Raw genomic sequence first — 22,100 nt, forward strand, 5'->3', positions numbered from 1 at the left:
ACGGCCCGCAGCGACCGCGGCCGCGGACGTCGACGACGGTCGCCACGACCCGACCGGTGAGCGGTAGCGCTCGGGCGCACGGTCGGGTGTCGGGCAGCGCGGTTCCCGACCGGTCAGGTCGTCGGCACCCGCGTCACCACGATCGTCAGGGGAGTAGCAGAACAGCGTGTTCCCCGTTGACCACCGGCCGGACGGTGAGGACAACTGGCCTCCTCGGGTGCACGGGATCGAGAGGAGGAGCCATGGAGACCCAGCCCCTGGAGCACGCCACCTTCGACGAGCCGGACGAGGTCCGTGAGGGGGACAACTGGCGGCTCGAACTGCTCAACCTGTCCGGGGGAGCCCAGGTCGGCAGGATCACCCTCCAGCCGGGGTGGCGGTGGTCCGAGGACGTCAAGCCGGTGGCCGGCACGGAGCTCTGCGAGGCGCCGCACCAGCAGTACCAGGTGTCCGGCCGGGTCCACGTGCGCATGGCGGACGGGACCGAGATCGAGGCCGGGCCCGGTGACGTGACGTCGTTGCCACCCGGACACGACGCGTGGGTCGTCGGCGACGAGGCGGTCGTGGCCATCGACTGGCACGGCGCCTCCGTGTGGGCCCGTCCCACGTAGTCGCCACCGCCCTCGCGCGCCGTCGGCGCCCGGGCCCGGCGCCCGGCCGAATCCGCCTTCCGCCCCACGGAAGTGGCGTACACCCGCGGCGGTGTCCTGCGTCACTCTTCCCTCCATCGATCGCCGATCGCCGATAGGCGGCGGCCTCGCTCGGAAGGGAGTGGCAGATGGCGTCAGGGAGTTCCGAGAGCGACACCGCCCGGGAAGAGCAGCTGCTCGACGTCGGTCGCGACGACCGGCCGGTCGCCCCCTACCGGGCCCTGTGGGCGGTGCTGCTGCTCGGCTGGGTGGTCAGCTACGCGGACCGGACGGTCACCGGCCCGGTCATCGCCTGGATGATCCAGAACGAGGCGGGGTTCATCGGGGACGCGTCCAACCCGGCGACGGTGGGTGGCCTGGTCGGCTCGATGTTCTTCCTGGGCTACATGCTCACCCAGTACCCGGGGGGGCGGCTCGGCGACCGCTTCGGGCACCGGGAGATGATCATCGTCTCGCTGCTGGCGGCCGGCGTCCTGACCATCGTCTCCGGCCTGGTGGCCGGGCTCGTGGCGTTCGTCGCGGCCCGCGTGCTGACCGGCCTGGGCGAGGGCGTCTTCTACTCCAACGACCGCACCCTGATCATCACGCACACCCCGGCGGCCCAGCGGACGCTCGGTCTGGGCATCGTGATCACCGGCCTGTCCATCGGCCTGACGGTCGGGATCATCGCCACGCCGCTGCTGATCGCCTGGGGCGAGTCGCTGGGCATGGGCGACGGTGCCTGGCGACTGCCGTTCTTCGTGTTCGCCGCGTTCACGTTCGTGGTCGCGACGGTGGCGTTCGTCTTCTTCCGGTCGAAGCTCGGTGGGGCGCTGCGGCTGGGGCCGCCGTTCCTACGGCTGCTGCTGTTCTCCACGCCGACCTTCCTGGTCATCGTCGGCCTCTTCCTGATGGCCGAGACGTTCCAGTGGCCGGAGTGGCTGACCGCGACCATCGCGTCGGTCATCGCGCTCGTGTACATCGCGATCATCGTGCGCAGCGTCAAGCAGTCCGGTCGCGGGGCAGCACTGCTCAACCGCAACATGTGGCTGATCTACCTGGCCTACATCGCGATCCTGTGGAACCTGTGGTTCTTCAGCTTCTGGTCGGTGCAGATCGTCCGGGAGGCAGCGGAGAGCAGTCTGCTGGCCGCCGCGCTGACCGCTGCGTTCAACGCCGGTGCCGGGATCCTCGGCTTCCCCGTCGGCGGCTGGCTCGCCGACCGCGCCGTCCGCCGCGGCCGTGGCCGCAAGCCGCTCGCCCTGGTCTGCACCGCCGTCTACTCGGTGCTCGTGCTCCTCTTCGGCTGGAGCATCTCCGGCGGGGAGGGTGACCAGCTGCCCTCGCTGGCCCTCCTCGGGCTGCTGCTGTTCAGCTCCGGGGTGTTCTTCAACGCGCTGCAGCCGATCGTGCAGGGCATGACCGGCGACCTGGTGCCCGCCAGCGAGCGCGGCTCGGCCTTCGGCATGCTCAACCTCGTCTCCGAGATCGGTGCCGTGCTCAGCCCGGTGGTCAGCGGCATCCTCCGCGACGCGACCGGGAGCTGGGCTCCCGGGGTCTACGTCGCCGCCGGGATCATGATCGTCTCCTTCTTCCTCTACGCGATGGTCCGGGAGGCACCGGCCCACCACGAGGACCCCATCCCCGCCTGACCGTTCCCCGACCCGACTGCCCCGCCGAGATCTCCGAAGGGACCCGAACATGACCGGTTCGACCTCGCCCGCCTCCGTCGGCCGCCCCACCGGGCACGCCGCGTTCCGCTCGTTCCCGCTCAACGCCTGGTACGCGGCGGCGTGGGACCACGAGGTGGGGCGCAACCTGCTGGCCAAGACGGTCGCCAACCGGCCGATCGTCCTCTACCGGACCACGGCCGGCCGTCCGGTCGCGCTGGCCGACGCCTGCTGGCACCGGCTGGCGCCGTTGTCGATGGGCAAGCTGCGCGGCGACGAGGAGATCATGTGCGGCTACCACGGCATCTGCTACGACCCCGACGGCCGGGCCACCTTCATGCCGGCGCAGGAGACGATCAACCCCAGCGCCTCGGTGCACTCCTTCCCGGTCGTGGAGCGGCACCGCTACGTGTGGGTCTGGCCGGGCGACCCGGCGCTGGCCGACCCGGCCCTGGTGCCCGACCTGTACTGGAACGAGCACCCCGAGTGGGCCGGTGACGGCAAGACGATCCACGTCAACTGCAGCTACCAGCTCATCGTGGACAACCTCATGGACCTCACGCACGAACAGTTCGTGCACGGGTCGAGCATCGGCCACGACGCGCTGTCGGAGTCGGAGTTCACCGTGACCCACACCGACCGGACGGTGACGGTGACCAAGTGGATGCTGGGCATCGACCCGCCGCCGTTCTGGAGGCGCAACCTGCAGGACCGCTTCCCCGACTACGAGGGGCCGGTCGACCGCTGGCAGATCATTCGCTACACCGCCCCGTCGACCATCGCGATCGACGTCGGTGTGGCCAAGGCCGGGACGGGCGCGCCCGAGGGCGACCGCAGCCAGGGGGTCACCGGCACGGTGATCAACACGATGACGCCGGAGACCGACAACACCTGCCACTACCTGTGGGGGTTCGCCCGCGACTGGTGCCTGGACAAGCAGGTGATCACCACCCGGCTGCGCGAGGGCGTGTCCAACGTCTTCTTCGAGGACGAGCAGATGCTCGAGGCCCAGCAGCGGGGGATCGAGGCCAACCCCGACTACGACTTCTACAACCTCAACATCGACGCGGGCAGCATGTGGACCCGCCGGATCGTGCAGCGCATGATCGACGCCGAGCTCGGCTCGGACACCGGAGCGGTGAGTGACCTGGCCGGGCACGCCGCCGCCGCGATGGCCGAGGTCACGTCCGCCGCCAACGCCGGGCCGCCGGCCGGCGGCGGCGCCGGTCAGGCCGCCGAGGTGGCCGGTGGCGTGGCCCGTCACCGGGAGCAGCCGACGGCCGGCCTCATGGGCCGCGGCCTGTAGCCGGAGCGACCGACATGGCAGCCACGAGCGCCAAGCGGTGGGGGAGGGCGCGGGTGATCGACGTCTGCGAGGTCGCCCAGCACGTCCGGCGGATCGTGCTGGAGCCCGAGCAGCTCGACGTGCCCGCGCCACCGGGCAGCCACATCGACATCGGGGTCTACGTCAACGGCCGCGCCGACGTCCGCTCGTACTCCGTCGTGGGCATGAGCGGCTACGGCACGGAGCTGGTGCTGGGGGTGCAGCTGGCCCGGCAGAGCCGGGGCGGCTCGGCCTTCATGCACGGTCTGCGCCGGGGGCAGGAGGTGTCGATCACCCAGCCGCTGCAGAACTTCCCGCTCAACTACGGCAGGCCCGGGTACGTCCTGGCCGCCGGGGGGATCGGCATCACCGCCCTGGTGGCCATGGGGAAGGCGCTCAAGGCCCGCGGCGCGGACTACCGCTTCGTCTACGGCGCCCGGTCGCGGGGCCTCATGGCGTTCGTCGACGAGCTGGCCGCCGAGCACGGCGACCGCCTCGACCTGCGGATCGACGACGAGGGCGGCTCCCTCGACGTCGCCGAGCTGGTCGCCGGCGTCCCCGACGGCGGGGAGCTGTACGTCTGCGGTCCCACCCCCATGCTCGACGCGATCAAGGCCGCCTGGGCGCAGGCCGGACGTCGCCCGGCCGACCTGCGGTTCGAGACGTTCGGCAGCAGCGGCCGGTTCGCCCCCGAGGCGTTCACCGTGCGCATCCCGCGGCTGGGCCTGGAGACCCTCGTGCCGCACGACGTGTCGATGCTCGAGGCGCTGGAGGCCTGCGGTGCGGACATGATGTTCGACTGCCGTCGCGGCGAGTGCGGCCTGTGCGAGGTCAAGGTCCTCGACGTCGACGGGGTCATCGACCACCGCGACGTCTTCCTCAGCGACGAGCAGCACCGGGCGGGTGACCGGCTGCAGTGCTGCGTCTCCCGCGTGGTCAGCGCCCGCACCGGGGGGCTGGCCGGCGGCGACGGGCGGCCGGCGGTCGTCTCCATCGACGTGCCGTGACCAGCGGCCTCCGTGCCGGTCCGCTGGCGGCCCGGCGGACGGCGGGCGGCAAGCTGCTCGCCGTCCTCGACGCCTTCACGCGGGAGCGGCCGGCGCTCACGCTGTCGGAGATCGCCCGGGCCGTCGGCGTGCCGCTGTCCACCGCCCACCGCCTGGTCGGAGAGCTGTGCGCCTGGGGCGGCGTCGAGCGGGACGAGGACGGCCGCTACCGGGTGGGCCTGCGGGTGTGGGAGCTGGGCGCCCTCGCGCCACGCGGGCTGGGACTGCGCGAGGTGGCGCTGCCGTTCATGGAGGACCTCTACGAGGTCACCCACGAGAACGTGCAGCTCGCCGTGCGCGAGGGCACCGAGGTGGTCTTCGTCGAGCGGATCGCCGGGCGGTCGGCCGTCGGCGTGCTCACCCGGGTCGGCGGTCGCTTCGCCCTGCCGCCGACCGGGGTCGGCCTGGTGCTGCTGGCCCACGCCCCGGCCGAGGTGCAGGAACGCGTGCTGGCCGACCCGCTGACGGCCTACACCCGGCACACCATCACCGATCCGCGGCGGTTGCGCCGGGTGCTCGCCGAGGTCCGCCGGACCGGCATGGCCATCAGCGATCGGCAGGTCACCGAGGACGCCGTCTCCGTCGCCGCACCGGTCGAGGTCTGCGGCACCGTGGTGGCCGCGTTGTCCATCGTCGTGCGCGGGAGTTCCCCGGCTGCCGTCCGCGACATCGCGCCCGGCGTCCGGGCCGCCGCGCGCGGCATCGGCCGCACCCTCGCGTCGCCCGGCACGGACTGGTGGGCTCCCTGACGGTCCCCGGCAGGGAGCGGGACCGCGCACCCTGCCGGGAGCCGAGCGGCTGTCCGCGACGACGACCACGCTCGGCGGCACGGCCCGCCGGAAGCCGGACCGGGTGTCCCAGGTTGCCCCCGGTGTGAGGCTCTCGCTGCTCGACCGCTCCCGGACCCGCACCGGCCATCCGGAGGGGGCCGCGCTGACGCACACGGTGGAGCGGGCGGTCGCGACGGAGGCGCTCGGCTACCGCCGGTTCTGGGTGGCCGAGCACCACGGCGTACCGGGTGTCGCGTCCGGAGCGCCGGCGGTGCTGCTGGCGGCGATCGGGGCGCGCACGGCGACGATCCGGCTCGGCTCGGGTGGGGTGATGCTGCCGCACCACCAGCCCCTCGTCGTGGCCGAGCAGTTCCAGATGCTCGCCGCCCTGTACCCGAGGCGGATCGACCTCGGCCTGGGCCGCTCGCTCGGCTTCACCGCGCCCGTACGCCGTGCCCTGCGTCGCTCCGGCGACGAGCCGGACACGTTCGCCGACGACGTCGTCGAGCTCCGCGGCTACCTGGAGCGGACCGCACCGGTCACCGCGCACCCGGTCGGCGAGGCGCCGGTCCCGCTCTTCGTGCTCGCCACCGGCCGCGGGGTCGAGGTCGCCGCCCGGCTGGGGCTCCCGGTCGTGCTGGGTGGCCCGGTGCTCGACCGGCCCGACCTGGGGGACCTGCTCGCGGCCTACCGGCGGGACTTCCGTCCGCATCGGGACGGCCGTCCGCACGTCACCGTCGCCCTCGACGTGCTCGTCGCCGACACCGATGCCGAGGCCCGGGAGCTGGCGCTCCCCGAGGTCTGGGCGATGGTGAGCTCCCGGCGCACCGGCGTGTTCGGCGCCCTCGAGCCGGTGGCGGCCATCCGCGACCAGCGCTGGGACGACCAGGTCGCCGGCCGGGTCGAGCGCGGCCTCGACGCCGCCGCCGCCGGCAGCCCCACGACGGTCCGCCGCCGCCTGGAGCAGCTCACCGAGCGCAGCGGGGCCGACGAGCTGCTGGCCACCGGCGCGACCTACGACCGGGCGGCGCTCGCCGACTCCGACGCCTCGCTCGCGGCGCTGCTGGCCTGATCGGACGAGCGGCTCCGGTCGGGGACGGGTGCCCGTGCGACCGAGCCGGTCGTCGTGCACCGCCGACCGCCTGCACCGGCGGGTCAGCCGGCGACGGTCCGGTCGCGCCGGCGGGCAGCGATCTCTGCGACCAGTCGCTCGACCAGTTCGGACACCGGCATGAGGGACCGGGCCGGTGAGCCGGGCGCGGACACGGTGACCGCGTCGTCCGCGACCTCGTCGTCCCCCACCACCGCGACGTATGCAGCTCGCCGGTGGTGTGCCTCCTTGATGCGGACCGACAGCGAGCCACGTGCGGACAGCTCCGCGCGGATGCCCGCCCTGGCGAGCCGGGTCACCAGCGAGCGTGCGGCAGCTCCGTGCGCCTCCTCGCTGACCGGCAGCACCCGGACCTGCTCCGGGGACAGCCAGGTGGGGAAGCGACCGTTGCCGCCGTCCAGGAGGATGGCTGTCATCCGCTCCATCGAGCTCAGCAGCCCCCGGTGGACCATGACGGGGCGGTGCCTCCCGCCGTCCTCGCCGACGTAGTGCAGGTCGAAACGCTCCGGCTGGTTGTGGTCGACCTGCACGGTGGAGAGGGTCTCCTCGCGGCCGCGGTGGTCGACCACCTGGACGTCGATCTTCGGACCGTAGAAGGCGGCCTCACCCGGCGCGACGTCATGGCTGAGGCCGGCGACGTCCAGAGCGGCGCGGAGCTGGTCCTCAGCGGTACGCCACTGCTCGTCCGCTCCCAGGTAGCGGCCATGGGGTCCGCGGACGGAGAGCCGGTACCGGTGGATGCGGATGCCGAGCACCTCGTAGCAGTGTCGGATCGCGTCGAGTGCGAGACGCACCTCGTCGGTGACCTGATCGGGACGGCAGAAGGAGTGCGCATCGTCGAGGTTGATCTGCCGGACCCGGCTGAGCCCGACGAGGACGCCGGACAGTTCGCTGCGGAACATCGAGCCGATCTCCGCCAGCCGCACCGGCATGTCCCGGTAGCTGCGTGGGCGGGCCGCGAAGACCTGGGTGTGGTGCGGGCAGTTCGCCGGGCGCAGCACGAGGCTCTCCCCGCCCACCCGCATCTCCGGGAACATGTCGGCCGAGAACTTGTCCCAGTGCCCCGAGCGTTCGAACAGCTCCCGCTTGGCCAGCACGGGGGTGTAGACCCGGCGGCAGCCCGATGCGAGTGCCTGTTCCACGGCGAATCGTTCCAGCTCGGCGCGTACGACGGCGCCGTCGGGCAGCCACAGGGGGAGCCCGGCACCCACCGAGACGGAGGTGTCGAAGAGATCCAGTGCACGTCCGAGACCGGAGTGGTCGGAGGGGCTGGGGGACATCGCGGTTCCTCTCACGAGGGGAACCGACCGCCGACAGCACACCCGGGGCTGGCTCCCCGGGACTGGTAGCGCGCGTGCTACACGAGACGCCGGAGGACCTCCGGCGTGGTCGTCTGCTGCAGCGCGATGAGCACGTCGCCGACCATGACACCCGGTGGGTTCGACGAGCAAGGCCATTAGCCGGCCCCATGCCCTCCATCCGGGAGCGCACCGGATGGCAGGGGCACGGGCCGGGGTGGTCGTGCTGCCCATGGGAGCTGCCTCGACGGTCCGCCTCGGCCGACCAGCAGCTCGATCGCGGCCAGGGTGGCGCCGGGAGGTCGCGTTCGACCCGGGGATCGCTGCGACCCAGTGCGCGGCCCGGTCCACGGTGCTGATCAGGACCGCCTGGCCGCAGCTCATGACCCGATGGCCGCACCGGGCTGCGTCCGGGCTCGTTGACCGCCGACCACGAGGGGCGGCCCGCACGATCGGGGGACCGCCGGCCCGCCGGGAGGGGAGCAGTTCGCCCCTGGCCGAGCGGCTGCGGACCGGCCATCGTCTGCAGGGGTCTGGCTGCTCCACGAGAGGGGACTCGGATGTCCGTCACGGTCAGCGACGCCGAACTCAAGGCGCGGCACCGCAAGATGTGGGCCTCGGGGGACTACCCCCGGATGGTGGAGACGTGGCTGCTGCCGCTCGGTCCCCGGCTGGTCGAGGCCTGCGACGTGCGCGCCGGACAGCGGGTCCTCGACGTCGCGGCCGGCACCGGCAACGCCTCGCTCCCCGCCGCGCAGCGGGGGGCGCGCGTGACCGCGAGCGACCTGACACCCGAGTTGCTGGAGGCCGGCCGGCGACGCGCAGAGGCGCAGGGGCTCGACCTGGAGTGGGCCGAGGCCGACGCGGAGGACCTGCCCTTCGAGGACGGGTCCTTCGACGTCGTCATGTCCACGATCGGGGTCATGTTCGCGCCCCACCACCAGGACGCCGCCGACCAACTCGTGCGCGTGTGCCGCCCCGGCGGGACCATCGGGCTGCTGTGCTGGACGCCCGAGGGCATGCTCGGTGCGCTGTTCGCCACCATGAAGCCGTTCGCGCCGCCCCCTCCGCCGGGTGCGCAGCCGCCGCCGCTGTGGGGCAGCGAAGACCACGTGCGGTCGCTGCTCGGCGATCGGGTCGAGTGGCGGACGCTGACCCGTGACGTCCTGGAGATCACGGTCTTCGACGACCCGCACGACTACGCCCGGCACATGAAGGCGTACTACGGGCCGACGATCGCGGCCCGGGCCAACGCCGTCCGCGAGGGCCGCGAGGCGGAGTTCGACGAGGCGCTGGACCGCTTCTGCGACGAGTGGAACCGCGGTACACCGGATCGGGCGAGGTTCGAGAAGGAGTACCTGCTCGCCGTCGGCACCCGGCGCTGACCCGGCGCGGCCGGTCCTCCTGGCGCCCTTCGCCGCACTCCCGCTCCACCTCGGGGCCGTGCGTGCCGCCGCACCGCTGGGGCAGGTCCGCGGTCGTCACCGCAGTCGGGCGCACGGTCACCTCCCCGGGCGCGTCCGCCCGTCTCCGGTGTCCTCGGCCGCGAGGGGTACCTCGGCCGGGTCGCAGCCTGTGACGATCCGGGGATGGCTGACCTCCACGACCTCCTGAGCGACGTGGCGGCGCGGGCGTCCGACTACCGGGCCGGTGTCCGGGACGTCGCGGTCTTCCCCCCAGGGGAGCCGGCCGCCGCCGTCCGCGCCGGACTGGGCGCGCTGCGCGACGAGGGCGCCGGGCCGGACGTCGTCCTGGCGGAGCTGGCGGCGGCTGCCGGGCCGGGGCTGGTGGCCACGACGGGGCCGCGGTACTTCGGCTTCGTGGTCGGCGGCGCCCTGGACGCGGCCACCGCGGCGGACATGCTCGCCGTGGCGTGGGACCAGCCGGCGTTCAACGCGGTGACGTCGCCGGCGGCAGCGGTGGTGGAGGACGTGGCCGGCGCGTGGTTGCAGGAGGTGCTCGGGTTGCCGGGGACGGCGTCCGTCGGGTTCGTCACCGGCGCACAGGGAGCCAACACCGTGGGCCTGGCCGCGGCCCGGCACCGCGTGCTCGCCGACGCCGGCTGGGACGTGGAACAGGACGGGCTCGGAGGCGCGCCGGCGATCCGGGTGCTGGCGACGGGGGAGCGGCACGCGACGATCGACCGGTCGCTGCGACTGCTGGGGCTCGGCACGGGCGTCCTGCGCCCCGTCGCCACCGACGAGCAGGGGCGGATCGACGTCGCTGCGTTCGCCGGCGCACTGGAGGACGGTCCACCGGGACCGGTCATCGTCTGCCTGCAGGCGGGCAACGTGAACACGGGTGCCTGCGACGACCTCGCCGCTGCCGTCCCCCTCGCCCACCGGTACGGGGCCTGGGTCCACGTGGACGGCGCCTTCGGACTGTGGGCGGCGGCCTGCCCGACCACCCGGCACCTGGTCGAGGGCCTCGCGGCCGCGGACTCCTGGGGTACCGACGGTCACAAGTGGCTGAACGTCCCCTACGACAGCGGCTACGCGTTCTGCGCCGACCCGGAGGCGCACCGGGCGGCGATGGCGTACACGGCTGTGTACCTGACCGGGCAGGGACAGGGGGACCTGCGCGCGCCCGGGGACCACGTCCCGGAGTCCTCCCGCCGGGCGCGCGGCTTCGCGACGTGGGCCGCCCTCCGTGAGCTCGGTCGTGCGGGCGTCTCCGACCTCGTGGAGCGCTGCTGTGCGCTGGCCCGTCGGTTCGCCGATCAGGCGTCGGCCGTCGAGGGCGTGGCGGTGGTCAACGACGTCGTCCTCAACCAGGTCCTCCTCCGGTTCGGGGACGACGACGCGGCGACCGACGCGGTGGTGGCCGCGGTGCAGCGCTCGGGTGAGTGCTGGATGGGCGCCACCACCTGGCACGGGATGCGGCTCATGCGGGTCTCCGTGTCGAACTGGTCCACGACGGAGGCGGACGTCGACCGAGCCGTGCGGGCAGTCGGGGCCGCGTGGAGGGGCGGGGGACGGCGGGTCGCGGATCCCTGACGGCGCCGCGAACGGACCCGACCGTCCAGGTGGTCGACGCCGGGTGATCTGCGCTGGTGACGGAACCCCCACGGTCGGACCGTGGGGGTTCGTCCGGTGTCCGAGGAGCGTCTCGGCCCGTGCGCACACGTTCCTCGTCGGCCGGCTGGATGGGCGAGGAGCACCACCGGGGTGTCGAGGTCGCCTGATCGGCGGCCGACCTCGACGTCGGGATCACACGAGGTCGTACCGGTCGAGGTTCATGACCTTGGTCCACGCGGCCACGAAGTCGCGCACGAACTTCTCCTCCGCGTCGTCGCAGGCGTAGACCTCCGCGAGGGCACGCAGCTGGGAGTTGGACCCGAAGACGAGGTCGGCGGCGGTGGCGGTCCACCGGACCTCGTCCGTGGCCCGGTCCCGGCCCTCGTACACGTTCTCGACCTCTGCGGACCCCTTCCACTCCGTGCGCATGTCCAGCAGGTTCACGAAGAAGTCGTTGGTCAGCGTCCCCGGCCGGTCGGTGAGCACGCCGTGCGGCGTCCCCCCGTGGTTGGCGCCCAGGGCGCGCATCCCGCCGAGGAGCACCGTCATCTCCGCAGCGGTCAGGTTGAGCATGAACGCCCGGTCCACGAGCAGCGTCTCCGGCGACAGCTTCTCCCCGGCCCGGAGGTAGTTGCGGAACCCGTCCGCGGTCGGTTCGAGCACGGCGAAGGTCGACACGTCGGTCTGCTCCTGCGAGGCGTCCGTGCGCCCCGGCGCGAACGGCACCGGAACGTCGTGGCCGGCGTCCTCGGCCGCCCGCTCCACGGCCGCGCACCCGCCCAGGACGATCAGGTCGGCGAGCGAGACCTCCTTCCCGCCGGACTGCGTGCTGTTGAAGTCGCGCTGGACCTGCTCGTAGGTCGGCAGCACCCCGGCCAGTTCGGCCGGGTCGTTGACGTCCCAGCTGCGCTGCGGCTCGAGCCGGATCCGGGCCCCGTTGGCGCCGCCTCGCTTGTCGGTGCCGCGGAAGCTCGCCGCAGACGCCCAGGCGGTGGCGACCAGCTGGGGGATCGACAGGCCCGAGTCGAGGAGCGTGCGCTTGAGGGTCGCGATGTCGTCGTCCCCGACCAGCTCGTGGTCGACCGGGGGGACGGGGTCCTGCCACAGCTGCGGCTCCGGGACCCACGGGCCGAGGTAGCGGGAGAGCGGCCCCATGTCCCGGTGCAGCAGCTTGTACCAGGCCTTGGCGAACGCCTCGTCGAGCTGTTCGGGGTGCTCGAGGAAGCGCCGCGTGATGGGCCCGTAGATGGGGTCCACCTTCAGCGCGAGGTCCGTCGTCAGCATCATCGGGGCGTGCCGCTCCGACGGGTCGTGGGCGTCGGGGACGGCGTCGGCCGCGGCGCCCTCCTTCGGCTTCCACTGCTTGGCGCCGGCAGGGCTCTCGGTGAGCTCCCACTCGTGGCCGTACAGGTTCTCCAGGAATCCGTTGTCCCACGTCGTCGGCGCGTCGGTCCAGGCGCCTTCCAGACCGCTGGTGAGCGCGTCGCGCCCCACGCCGCTGCCGTAGCTGTTCTTCCAGCCGAGGCCCTGCTGCTCGATGGGCGCCGCCTCCGGTTCCGGGCCGATGTACTCCGGGCTGACGGCACCGTGGGCCTTGCCGACGGTGTGGCCGCCGACGATGAGCGCGACCGTCTCCTCGTCGTTCATCGCCATGCGGCTGAAGGTCTCACGGATGTCGCGGCCGGCGGCGAGCGGATCCGGGTTGCCGTTCGGCCCCTCGGGGTTCACGTAGATCAGGCCCATCTGGACGGCGCCGAACGGCCCGGTGAGCTCCCGGTCGCCGCTGTAGCGCTCGTCGCCGAGCCAGGTGTCCTCGGGCCCCCAGAAGATCTCCTCGGGCTCCCAGATGTCCTCCCGCCCGAAGGCGAAACCGAACGTCCTGAACCCCATGGACTCGTAGGCGCAGTTGCCGGCGAAGACGAGCAGATCGGCCCAGGAGACCTTCCGGCCGTACTTCTGCTTGAGCGGCCAGAGCAACCGACGGGCCTTGTCGAGGCTGGCGTTGTCGGGCCAGCTGTTGAGCGGGGCGAAGCGCTGCGCGCCGGAGCCGCCTCCGCCCCGGCCGTCGGCGATGCGGTACGTACCGGCCGCGTGCCAGCTCATCCGGATGAACAGCGGCCCGTAGTGGCCGTAGTCGGCCGGCCACCAGTCCTGCGTCGTCGTCATCAGGGAGAACAGGTCCCGCTTCAGCGCCTCGACGTCGAGGGTCCTGAACTCCTCGGCGTAGTCGAAGTCGTCGCCCAGCGGACTGGGCCGGGCCTCGTGCTGGCGCAGGACCGACAGGTCCGGCTGATTGGGCCACCAGTCCCGGTTGGTCCGCGGCCGCGCCGATGCCTTCGGAGTGGGGCTCGGGATCGCGGGGTTCTCGCTCTCGCTGGTGCTCTCGGTCGCGGTCTTGTCGCTCTCACCGAATCTCTCGGTCATGTCGGTCCTTTTCCCTGTCTCGCGGTTTCCTCGTGATGACTGGTCGCCTCCAGCCGCTGGACGTCGTCGTCGCGACTCTTCCCGGGCATCGACCCCAGCAGCTGACCTCCTCGTGGTCGATCTGGTGGCCGGGACCGCCGGGGGCCGTCGGGCAGCGCACCTCGCCGACCGCGCCATCGACGTCGGCGATGGCGATGGCGATGGCGATGGCGATGGCGCTGCATGATCGGCACACGACGTGGTGGTGGTCGCCCCGGGCGTGGTCAGCGCGTGCAGCACGTCGTGGAGCGGCCTGATGGGGACCTGGCCGACACCCAGGTCCGCGGCGTCGGGGCCGGCTGTGGATGGCAGGAGGCATGTTCACCCTCGCCCTGAGGGCGCCGGCTCCGGACGCGCTGGCGTCGCTGCGTGGGTACGCCGACGTGGCCGGCCGGACGGTCGATGACGTCGCCATCCTCCTACTCGAGCGGCGCCTGCAGTCGTAGCTGCTGCGCGAGGACGCAGGCCGACGGTGGGCCGTGCACGTCCTCGCGATGACGCACTCGTGACGATCCGGTGGCGGTGTCGGGGGAGGCTCCGTGCCCTCGGGGATGCGAACGGGCATCCCGACGGGCGGTGCCCCTCCCCGCCCTGAGCGCGGGAGGTCCGCGATGGCGTTCTCCGACGGCAGGATCCACACTGCCGTGGTCCTGCAGGGCGGCGGGGCCCTCGGCGCGTACGAGTGCGGGGTCCTCAAGGCCCTCTACGAGCAGCGGCCCGGGTTCGAGCCACTCGCGGTGGCCGGGATCTCGATCGGAGCCGTGACGGCAGCGGTGCTCGGCGGCGCCGACGGCGACCCGGTCGCCGCGCTGGAGCGACTGTGGTGCGAGGAGTTCACGGTCTCGGCACCGTGGCCGCTCGGCCGGTTCCTGCCTGCGGTCGAACGCTCGCTCGCCGTCCTGGCCAACCCCGGCATCTACCGGCCGAACGCGGCACTGGTCACGACGCCGTGGAAGGCGACGAGCATCTACGACACGACGCCACTGCGGCGGACCCTCGCCGAGATGCTCGACCTGGAGCGGCTCAACCGCGCGACACCCCAGGTGATCGTCGGGGCTCTCGACGTCGGCTCGGGGGAGATGGAGTACTTCGATCGCCACCGCCCTGGCGGTCTGACCGTCGAGCACGTGGTCGCCAGCGGGAGCCTGCCCCCGGGGTTCCCCATGACCGAGATCGACGGTGCGTGCTACTGGGACGGCGGCCTGTTCTCCAACCTGCCGCTCGGGCCGGCGATCGATCTGCTCGGAGGAGCCGCAGCCGGCGACCCCTCCGCCGTCCGGGAGCTGATCGTCGTCGAACTGTTCCCCATGCGGGCGCCGATCCCGCGGACCCTCCCCGACGTGCTGGAGCGGATGGTCCAGCTCCAGTTCAGCAGCCGGCTCACCCTCGACGAGGCCTTCTTCCAGCGGATCGACCGGTTGGTCGACCTCGTCGCGAAGGTCGACCGGCAACTCCCCGAGGACAGCGACCTCCGCAACGACCCGACGTACCGGGAACTGCTCGCCCGGCGGAAGATCGATCACTTCAGCGTGGTGACCTCTGCCCTCCCCGAGGAGCTGTCCCACCCGTCCGATTTCTCAGAGGCCACCATCCGGGCTCGCATCGAGGCCGGCTACGAGGACGCTGTCCGGCAGGGGATCGGCCGCCCCGGTGCACCAGGTCTCCGTCCGGGCGCCACCGGTCGCGACCGGTGGCGGGCCGGTGGGTGAGGTCGTCCCCGGCCCGATCCCCCGCAGCTGCGCCGGCTTCTCCCCCCGGGGTTCGTCCCCGGCTGTATCACGGGCGCCCGGGGCGCGCTCCAGCAGACGTGGACCTCCCCCCGGTGTTCCGGATCGCGCTCCTCGACGGCTTCACCCTCCGGTCCCAGGCTCCCGAACCGGTGGTGAGCGACCTCCCGCGGGGGGTGCAGCGGCTGGTGGCGTTCCTGTGCCTGTCGCGTGGGCCGGCCCGGACGGCGGTCGCCGGCCGGCTGTGGCCCGACGTCCGCGAGGAACAGGCCCAGGCGAGCCTGCGCTCGGCGCTGTGGCGCCTCCGCAGGACCGCGCCGGGACTCGTCGTGGGGACGCCGTGCGGCCTCTCCCTCGCGGCCGGGGTCCGCGTCGACGTCCGGGAGCTGCAGGTGTGGGCCGAGCGGGTCCTCGACCCGCGAGGCCGGGCCGACCAGGTGTTCCTGCCGGACACGGCACTCCGGGGCGACCTCCTGCCCGGCTGGTACGACGACTGGGTCCTGCTCGAGCGGGAACGGGTCAGGCAGCACCGGATGCACGCGCTGGAGGCCGTCGCGGCCCGCCTCGCCGCCGCAGGTCACCACGGCGCGGCCGTGCAGGCGGCGCACCTGGCGATCCAGGCCGAGCCGCTGCGGGAGAGCGCTCACCGCACCCTGGTGCGGGTGCACCTCGCCGAGGGGAACACCACCGAGGCGCTGCGGGCCTACACCCTCTTCCGGGAGATGCTGCTCGACGAGCTGGGCGTGCTCCCCACCGAGCAGATGACCCGCCTGGTCCGGAGCATCCCGCAGCGCCGCGACGAGGCGACCGGGGCACACCCCTCCATCGGGGAGTCCGTCCTCCGATCCCGAGCGGTGGTGTCCTCGGCGGTGGCGTCGGGTCGCGCCTGATGCGCGGGCACGTCGCGGGGTGTCGGCCTCGTCCAGGAGCCGGGCGATCCCGGGTCACGGAGCACGGGTGAGCGCCGTGACGAGGGTTTGATGTCCCTGTGACGGTGCCCGGCCTAGCGTGGCGACCCGGACGATCCACGTGACCCGGCATCCACCTGGAGGGCCCGGCGGCGCGTGGGTGTGGCTCGCACTCAGCTCACCGGGCGTCGGCGGCGGACAGGCCACGGTACGCCGGGTCCCTGGAAGAGGAGAGACCGATGGCTGACGTGATCGTGAGGGTCACCCCCTCCAGCGGGCGGGTCGCACTGACCGACCTCATCGCTGCCCCCCTGGGGCTGGACGTGTGGGAGGTCAAGCCGGACCACCTCGTCGTGCAGGCCGAGGAAGCCCAGGTCGCCCGGCTGGAGGCCATGGGCTTCGGCGTCGAGCAGTTGCGCTCGATCGACCCCTATCTGTCGACGTTCGCGACCGAGGCCGCCGCGACCGGTTACCACACGGCGGCGACTCTCGAGCAGGACCTGCGGCGCCTGGCCGAGGAGCACCCCGAGATCGCCGAGATCCACGAGATCGGGCGCAGCGTCGAAGGACGACCGCTGTGGGCCCTGCGGATCGGTGAGCGCCGCGGCAGCACCCGCAAGGTGGCCTTCCTGGGCTGCCACCACGCGCGCGAGTGGATCTCCGTCGAGGTCCCGTACCTGCTGGCCGAGCACCTGCTGCAGAACTCTTCGTCGGACCCCGTGCAGGGGTGGTTGCAGCAGGGGGAGGTCTGGGTGGCCCCGATGGTCAACCCGGACGGGCACGAGTACACCCAGACCCCGGCGAACCGGTTGTGGCGCAAGAACCGGCGCCGAAACCACGACGGCAGCATCGGGGTCGACCCGAACCGCAACTACGGCTACATGTGGGGCACGCTGAACGTGAGCACCTCCAGCCACGTCCCCGCGGACGAGACGTACGTCGGCCCGCGGGCCTTCTCGGAGCCGGAGGTCCGCGCGGTGCGGGACCTCGTCGCGCGCGAACTGTTCACCGGTGTCCTCACGTACCACAGCTACTCGCAGCTGATCATGTACCCGTGGGGTCACACGTCCGAGCCGATCAAGGACGTGTCCGACCGCCGCGTCGTGCGGGGACTCGCCGAGGACATGGAACGGCTGATCGGCAAGGTGCACGGCAGGACCTACACCGCGCAGCAGTCCTCGACGCTGTACCCGACGGCGGGGGACACCGCCGATTGGACCTACGGCGAGTACGACGCCGTCTCCCTCACCGTGGAACTGCGCCCGGCCACCTGGGAAGAGGGCGGCTTCATCCTGCCGGCCGCGGAGATCCAGCCGTGCTGGGAGGAGAACCGCCCCGCCGCGTTCGAGTTCATCCAGCGCGTCCTGGAGAGGACGGAGGGCTGACGGGGCGGTGCGCCAGCTGCCGCCGCGGGGGCAGTCGAGCGAGGATCTGTCCACGCGTGCCGCAACTCTGGGGGACGACGATGGCCGACACCGAACAGACCTGGATCGCTCGCCTCACCCCGCCGGCGGGCAGCAGCGTCGCGAGTCTGCTGGACCTGCCGCTCGGCCTCGACGTGTGGGAACGCCACAGCGACTGCCTCGTCGTGGCCGCACCCGAGAGTCGTCTCGCCGAGGTGGAGCGGCGGCGCCTCGCCATGGTGGAGCGCTGGGTCCCGGAGGAGCAGTACGTGGCGCAGATGCAGCGCCGGGAGGGAGATCGGTGACCTGGGCCGACGCCTCCGGGAGTGGGGCCCGGTGTGTCGACCGCCGGTCCCGACCCCCCGACGACCGGCTGGGGGCAGGTGCCGTCACGCGTCCGTGACGCGTCACCGAGCACGTCATCCGAGGGACGCCCGACAGCGCTCCGATGGGTTCCTCGGGCGACCGCTGAGAGGTCACGGGCCCGGGCACGGGCGGTCGATCACGTCCGCAGGTCCTCGAGGCTCTCCAGCGGGACGTACACCGGTAGGGCTCGGTGCGCCGCCTCGTCCTCGGGGAGATCCGCCGCCAGCGGGTCTGCGGCCGAGTACGCGGACAGGTCGTAGCCGGTCGCGTCGGCGAGGTCGCGGATGGCGATCTGGAACGTCCGGTAGGGACCGAGTTCGAAGCCCTCGACCGCTTCGGTGCGGTCCCGCTTCTCGAGCAGCTCCCGGATGAGGTCGCCCTGGCTGAGGAGGTAGGCCGTGGCGTGCAGGGCGGGCCGGTCCGCGTCGACCATCGCGACCAGCTTCCAGAACTCCCTGGGCACGAGGACGCCGGGCTCGATCTCGGGGTCGTCCTCCCGGGCGACCGGGCCGGTGAACACGCAGGCCTGGAAGCCCCGGGTGCGGGCGCTGTCCAGGATGTAGTCCTCCAGCCCGAGCCAGAGTTCCTTGCCCTGGTTCATGTCGGAGTGCTGAGGCGCGGCGTTGGTGTAGTGGAAGGTGTCGTCGTTGGCCTGCCTGGCAACGGCGCTGGTCGATCCGGGCCGGGCGGCCGGGTCCCAGTTGGGGTCCTCCCGGCGCACCATGTGGCCGCGGTCGATGTCGGGGTCGGCGTAGGCGGCCCGGTCCAGCTGGGCGTCCAGCGGGATCCGTCCGTCGGCGAACCACTGGTCCCGGCCGCGCTTGATCCGCACCGGGTACCGGCCGTCGATGTTCACGGCGGTCATCACCGGCTGCCGCCGGGTGGTGGAGAACCGGACGCCGAAGTGGGTGTAGCGCAGCTCGAACGGCTTGGCCGGGACCTCGTCGCTCGGCCGGGCGAGCTGTGCCCGGACCTCGTCCGGCACCCCGGGCCAGGGGGCGACGAGGCCGTCGCCGAGGAAGTCGGGGTCGTACCCGGCCCGACCGGTCAACTGCTCGGGACCGTGCACGCCGTCCGGGCGCTCCTCGGACGGGGGAGGGAGGACGAACGTCCTCGGGCCACCGCCCGCCAGCACGTCCTTCAGGGTGCGGACCCCGACGGCGCTGTTCGCCACCCCGTAGACACCGGCGAAGTGCAGGCCGGCGACGGTACCGTCCTCGAGCCTGATGAGCGGGGACCCGGAGTTGCCGCCGAGGCTGGTGCAGTCGTGGCTGAGCACCGTGCGACCGGTGAGGCTCTGCATCACCTTGCCGGGCGCGAACCGCTTGACGTCGTAGAGGTCGTGGAAGTACCGCGCCTGGTCGTCGACGTCGTTGCGGCTGTCGAACGCGGGGTAGCCGATCAGGGCCACCAGTTCCTCGACGTCGGCCTCGTCCCGGGCCAGGGGCAGCGGGTCGGGCAGTCCGGTGCCGGTGATCCGCAGCAGGGCGACGTCCGGTGCGGTGTCGTCAGCCAGGTGGACGATCTCGCTGACCTGGAACGGTCGGGCATCGGCGGGCAGCGACCCGACCTCTTCCTTGAAGTCCACGTTCACCCCGTAGCGGGCGCCGGTGGCCGGTGAGCGCAGGAACACCCCGCGGCCGTCCGCGAGCCGGCGGGCCACCAGCTTGGCGACGTGCCGGTTCGTGGCGACCACGCGCGAGGTCCCGGTCCCGTCGACCACCCACCCGGTCCCACCCCAGGACAGCCGGTGGTTGAGGAACTCGACCCGGCCGACGGACCTGACGCCGGCCTCGACGGCCTTGATCCTGACGTCGGTCCCGGCCGGGAAGTCGGCGAGTGCCTCGAGCTCCACGGCGTCGTTGCGGACCAGCAGGGGAGGACGCCCGACCCGCTGGACGATGGCCTCCAGGGCGTCGACGGGGACGACGCTCTCCAGCGGCTCGCGGTCGGCCGAGAGCACGTCCGGCGCAGTGGGCGGGATCACGGCGGCGGCGGCTTCGGGCACCGCTCCGGAGACGATCGCCTCCCGGACCGCCGCCGCCAGATCCGGTGACGCGGCCAACCGCGTGCGGACGCTCTCGAGCCTGTCCTCGGACATGGACATGGACATGCGTGCTCTCCTGTCTCAGGGCTCCCGCTGGGCCAGCAGGACGGCGAGGAGCGGTGCGAGGGCCGCGGGCAGGCGGTCGCGCAGCAGTGCGGTGGCGACGGCGAGCGGGCCGTTCGGGACCGCGGCCGACCCGTGTCCAGCGCTGCGGGGAGCCGACCGGGAAGACGGTGCCCAGCTTCGGGTTCCCGCGTCACGGTGCCGTCACCTCGCCGTCACGACACCGATCAGCGGAGCACCGCGACCTCCGCACCCGCTCCCTGCGGAGGCGAGGCACTGCTCGGGCGCCGGCAACGAGCGGCGCGGGACTCCCTGCAGCGATGGGCGCGACGTCATCACGACGTCCCCACCTGGCATCGGACGGTGGCCGGGAGGACGTCCGTGAGGCCGCGACGGAGCCGGGTGCGTGCCCGGCAGCCGCGGCCGTGCCGGAGCCGGCCGACCGTCCCCGGTGGGCCGCCGGGTGCATGACGGGACGGTGACGGCGCGGTGATGGCAGCGCCCCTACGGTGCCCGCGTCCGAACACCTGCACGACGGGCGCACCAGGGCGGAACCGGGACCTGGGCTCCCTGACAGGGCACATCGCCGTGTCCGTCGAGGTCGGTTCCCCCTGGGGGACGACCGCCTCGCTCCGCGGGACCCGTGCCGCCTCCCGCGGACCCGCCCCGGTGCAACCGGCCACGAGACGCACGATCGAAACCGGAGTTCGCGATGATGCCGTGGCGCCTGCGCAGGGACTTCTGGAACCTGCTGGCGATCCTCAAGTACCGCACCAACCGACCGGCGGTGATCCCGGTCCCCACTGACGACGGGCACCGGCTGGGTGACGTCAGCTTCGCCAGCCAGTTCCCCGGGATCCCCATCCACAACATCCGGGTCGCCGATCGGGTCCCGGACGACGAGGCGAACCGACTCAGGTACTGCTTCTACGAGTTCCAGGTGGCCCTGTACCGGCTGTTCCCGCCGATGCAACCCGGCCTCCCCAGCCGGGACGAGGACCCGCACGAGGCCCTCCGCGAGGCCTACACGCCGGCACACCGACGTCTCTTCCCGGCTCCCGAGGTGCCGCAGGAGTACGAGGGCGACGTGGACCTGGGGCTCCTCGCGGTGGCGGGACCGTATGCCGGTTACCTCGAGCGGGCACCCGAGGGCGGATACCACTGGGACCTCCGGGACCTGGCGCGCTACGAGCACCACCGAGGACTGCGCTCCCTGGGCGTGCGCGTCCTGTTCCGGCTGGACCAGGAGAGGTCACGACTCGACGCGGTCCGGATCGACTGCGAACTGGGGCAGTGCGAGCCGGGCGGCCCTGACTGGGACCTCGCGAAGAAGCTCGCGCTCTGCGCGGTCACGAACCACGTGTCACTCGTCCGCCACTTCAACTGGGTCCACCTGGCAGTCGGCGGCCCCTTCGCCATCGCCACCCGCAACTGCCTGGGTGCCGACCACCCGGTGCGCCGGTTGCTGTGGCCCCACGTGTTCGGCACGCAGTCCAGCAACCAGATCGCCACCAAGGGGCAGATGGCCCGGGGTGGTGACTTCGAGACGGTCTTCAGCTTCACCCACGCCGGGATGTGCGAGCTCTACGAGGACAGCTACGCGGACTACGACGTCGTCGTGCTGGACCCCGCTCGAGACGCGGAACGTCGGGGGATCAGAGGAGCCGGGTTCGACACGCCCACCCTCCGCAACCACGAGGCGCTGTTCGACGTCATGCACACGCACGCCCTGCGGTACATGGCCCTGTACTACTCCTCCGACGAGGAGGTGCGGGCCGACGCGGCGGTGGTCGACTGGATGGCCTCCCTGGACCGGTTGGTGCCGAACGGGATCCGCACCCTCAGCGGCCCGGACGTCACGATCGGGAGCACGGCTCGGCTGATCGCGGCACTCCTCTACCTGGCCACGGTCCAGCACGAGTTCCTCGGTACGGGTCTCTGGAACTACCAGATGTGGACCCACGTGCAACCGGTCCGCGTCTACGAGGACGGGAGGCGCGAACCCGTCGACGTCTACCAGCGCCTGGTCAACGCGAACTTCACCCTCAACGTGCGGCGCGCCCCGCTCCTCCAGGACTTCAGCTACCTGGCGCTGGACGCACGGGGTGCCGACGCCTTCCGCGCCTTCACGAAGGACCTGGAGGCCCTGCAGGACCGGCTCGACGCGGAACCCTTCGCCCACTGGAAGGTCTATCCCGAGAAACTGGAAGCCAACATCAATGCCTGACGCGATGGAACCGGACGCGGCGCGGCCCCTC

The 22,100-nt window shown here is 72.6% G+C and carries 17 protein-coding genes; 14 read left to right on the forward strand and 3 right to left on the reverse strand.

Annotation, left to right across the window (positions count from 1 at the left end; all coding sequences use genetic code 11):
• Positions 1-242 precede the first annotated feature (242 nt).
• The 6 genes from ACWIX7_RS25255 (at position 243) to ACWIX7_RS25280 (ending at position 6,511) form a co-directional block, all read left to right on the forward strand.
• A complete protein-coding gene (locus tag ACWIX7_RS25255) occupies positions 243-611 on the forward strand; it encodes a cupin domain-containing protein (protein ID WP_448619148.1) in 369 nt (122 codons plus the stop codon).
• Positions 612-778: 167 nt separating this feature from the next.
• Positions 779-2,281: an MFS transporter gene (locus tag ACWIX7_RS25260; protein ID WP_448619149.1), complete on the forward strand. Its 1,503-nt coding sequence runs from the start codon at positions 779-781 to the stop codon at positions 2,279-2,281.
• A 49-nt stretch (positions 2,282-2,330) separates the two neighbouring features.
• The gene (locus ACWIX7_RS25265) at positions 2,331-3,605 is read left to right on the forward strand and encodes an aromatic ring-hydroxylating dioxygenase subunit alpha (protein WP_448619150.1); all 1,275 of its coding nucleotides are present in this window, start codon (positions 2,331-2,333) and stop codon (positions 3,603-3,605) included.
• A 14-nt stretch (positions 3,606-3,619) separates the two neighbouring features.
• Entirely contained in the window at positions 3,620-4,630 is a 1,011-nt protein-coding gene (locus ACWIX7_RS25270) for a PDR/VanB family oxidoreductase (protein WP_448619151.1), read from the forward strand.
• Positions 4,627-5,418 carry an IclR family transcriptional regulator gene (locus tag ACWIX7_RS25275; RefSeq protein WP_448619152.1) on the forward strand — a complete coding sequence of 264 codons (792 nt, stop codon included), beginning with the start codon at positions 4,627-4,629 and terminating at the stop codon, positions 5,416-5,418. Before ACWIX7_RS25270 ends, ACWIX7_RS25275 begins: the two co-directional genes overlap by 4 nt.
• A gap of 124 nt (positions 5,419-5,542) precedes the next feature.
• On the forward strand, positions 5,543-6,511 hold the full coding sequence (locus ACWIX7_RS25280) for an MsnO8 family LLM class oxidoreductase (RefSeq protein ID WP_448619153.1): 969 nt from the start codon (positions 5,543-5,545) through the stop codon (positions 6,509-6,511).
• A gap of 83 nt (positions 6,512-6,594) precedes the next feature.
• Here ACWIX7_RS25280 and thrS read toward each other — a convergent pair whose 3' ends face one another.
• Entirely contained in the window at positions 6,595-7,830 is a 1,236-nt protein-coding gene (gene thrS, locus ACWIX7_RS25285) for a threonine--tRNA ligase (protein WP_448619154.1), read from the reverse strand.
• A 578-nt stretch (positions 7,831-8,408) separates the two neighbouring features.
• Here thrS and ACWIX7_RS25290 point away from each other — a divergent pair.
• The gene (locus ACWIX7_RS25290; RefSeq protein WP_448619155.1) at positions 8,409-9,233 is read left to right on the forward strand and encodes a class I SAM-dependent methyltransferase; all 825 of its coding nucleotides are present in this window, start codon (positions 8,409-8,411) and stop codon (positions 9,231-9,233) included.
• Positions 9,234-9,437: 204 nt separating this feature from the next.
• Positions 9,438-10,844 (forward strand): pyridoxal phosphate-dependent decarboxylase family protein, encoded by a 1,407-nt coding sequence (locus ACWIX7_RS25295; RefSeq protein ID WP_448619156.1) that lies wholly within the window; start codon positions 9,438-9,440, stop codon positions 10,842-10,844.
• 213 nt (positions 10,845-11,057) lie between these two features.
• On the opposite strand, the gene katG is transcribed toward ACWIX7_RS25295, so the two are convergent.
• Complete coding sequence (gene katG, locus ACWIX7_RS25300) at positions 11,058-13,289, reverse strand: catalase/peroxidase HPI (RefSeq protein WP_448619157.1); 2,232 nt, start codon at positions 13,287-13,289, stop codon at positions 11,058-11,060.
• Positions 13,290-13,645: 356 nt separating this feature from the next.
• Between katG and ACWIX7_RS25305 the strand changes: the two genes are divergently transcribed.
• The 5 genes from ACWIX7_RS25305 to ACWIX7_RS25325 all read left to right on the forward strand — a co-directional run bounded on the left by ACWIX7_RS25305 (position 13,646) and on the right by ACWIX7_RS25325 (position 17,671).
• Positions 13,646-13,774 (forward strand): hypothetical protein, encoded by a 129-nt coding sequence (locus ACWIX7_RS25305; RefSeq protein WP_448619158.1) that lies wholly within the window; start codon positions 13,646-13,648, stop codon positions 13,772-13,774.
• Positions 13,775-13,939: 165 nt separating this feature from the next.
• Complete coding sequence (locus ACWIX7_RS25310; RefSeq protein WP_448619159.1) at positions 13,940-15,037, forward strand: patatin-like phospholipase family protein; 1,098 nt, start codon at positions 13,940-13,942, stop codon at positions 15,035-15,037.
• Positions 15,038-15,135: 98 nt separating this feature from the next.
• Complete coding sequence (locus tag ACWIX7_RS25315; RefSeq protein ID WP_448619160.1) at positions 15,136-15,945, forward strand: AfsR/SARP family transcriptional regulator; 810 nt, start codon at positions 15,136-15,138, stop codon at positions 15,943-15,945.
• Positions 15,946-16,202: 257 nt separating this feature from the next.
• The gene (locus tag ACWIX7_RS25320; RefSeq protein WP_448619161.1) at positions 16,203-17,348 is read left to right on the forward strand and encodes a M14 family metallopeptidase; all 1,146 of its coding nucleotides are present in this window, start codon (positions 16,203-16,205) and stop codon (positions 17,346-17,348) included.
• A gap of 56 nt (positions 17,349-17,404) precedes the next feature.
• Positions 17,405-17,671 carry a hypothetical protein gene (locus ACWIX7_RS25325; RefSeq protein ID WP_448619162.1) on the forward strand — a complete coding sequence of 89 codons (267 nt, stop codon included), beginning with the start codon at positions 17,405-17,407 and terminating at the stop codon, positions 17,669-17,671.
• Between the two features lie 197 nt (positions 17,672-17,868).
• On the opposite strand, the gene ACWIX7_RS25330 is transcribed toward ACWIX7_RS25325, so the two are convergent.
• Positions 17,869-19,845 (reverse strand): DNA/RNA non-specific endonuclease, encoded by a 1,977-nt coding sequence (locus ACWIX7_RS25330; RefSeq protein ID WP_448619163.1) that lies wholly within the window; start codon positions 19,843-19,845, stop codon positions 17,869-17,871.
• Between the two features lie 709 nt (positions 19,846-20,554).
• Here ACWIX7_RS25330 and ACWIX7_RS25335 point away from each other — a divergent pair.
• Positions 20,555-22,069, forward strand: a complete 1,515-nt coding sequence (locus tag ACWIX7_RS25335) for a lipoxygenase family protein (RefSeq protein ID WP_448619164.1) — start codon at positions 20,555-20,557, stop codon at positions 22,067-22,069.
• Positions 22,070-22,100: the final 31 nt, after the last annotated feature.

The sequence above is a fragment of the Geodermatophilus sp. URMC 65 genome (assembly GCF_053502545.1).

Bases quoted from the DNA above. Each gene is read 5' to 3' on its own strand.
- ACWIX7_RS25305 (WP_448619158.1), top strand. From the start codon at position 13,646: ATGTTCACCCTCGCCCTGAGGGCGCCGGCTCCGGACGCGCTGGCGTCG.
- ACWIX7_RS25330 (WP_448619163.1), bottom strand. From the start codon at position 19,845: ATGTCCATGTCCATGTCCGAGGACAGGCTCGAGAGCGTCCGCACGCGG.
- ACWIX7_RS25290 (WP_448619155.1), top strand. From the start codon at position 8,409: ATGTCCGTCACGGTCAGCGACGCCGAACTCAAGGCGCGGCACCGCAAG.
- katG (WP_448619157.1), bottom strand. From the start codon at position 13,289: ATGACCGAGAGATTCGGTGAGAGCGACAAGACCGCGACCGAGAGCACC.
- ACWIX7_RS25265 (WP_448619150.1), top strand. From the start codon at position 2,331: ATGACCGGTTCGACCTCGCCCGCCTCCGTCGGCCGCCCCACCGGGCAC.
- ACWIX7_RS25270 (WP_448619151.1), top strand. From the start codon at position 3,620: ATGGCAGCCACGAGCGCCAAGCGGTGGGGGAGGGCGCGGGTGATCGAC.
- thrS (WP_448619154.1), bottom strand. From the start codon at position 7,830: ATGTCCCCCAGCCCCTCCGACCACTCCGGTCTCGGACGTGCACTGGAT.
- ACWIX7_RS25310 (WP_448619159.1), top strand. From the start codon at position 13,940: ATGGCGTTCTCCGACGGCAGGATCCACACTGCCGTGGTCCTGCAGGGC.
- ACWIX7_RS25260 (WP_448619149.1), top strand. From the start codon at position 779: ATGGCGTCAGGGAGTTCCGAGAGCGACACCGCCCGGGAAGAGCAGCTG.
- ACWIX7_RS25335 (WP_448619164.1), top strand. From the start codon at position 20,555: ATGATGCCGTGGCGCCTGCGCAGGGACTTCTGGAACCTGCTGGCGATC.
- ACWIX7_RS25295 (WP_448619156.1), top strand. From the start codon at position 9,438: ATGGCTGACCTCCACGACCTCCTGAGCGACGTGGCGGCGCGGGCGTCC.
- ACWIX7_RS25255 (WP_448619148.1), top strand. From the start codon at position 243: ATGGAGACCCAGCCCCTGGAGCACGCCACCTTCGACGAGCCGGACGAG.
- ACWIX7_RS25320 (WP_448619161.1), top strand. From the start codon at position 16,203: ATGGCTGACGTGATCGTGAGGGTCACCCCCTCCAGCGGGCGGGTCGCA.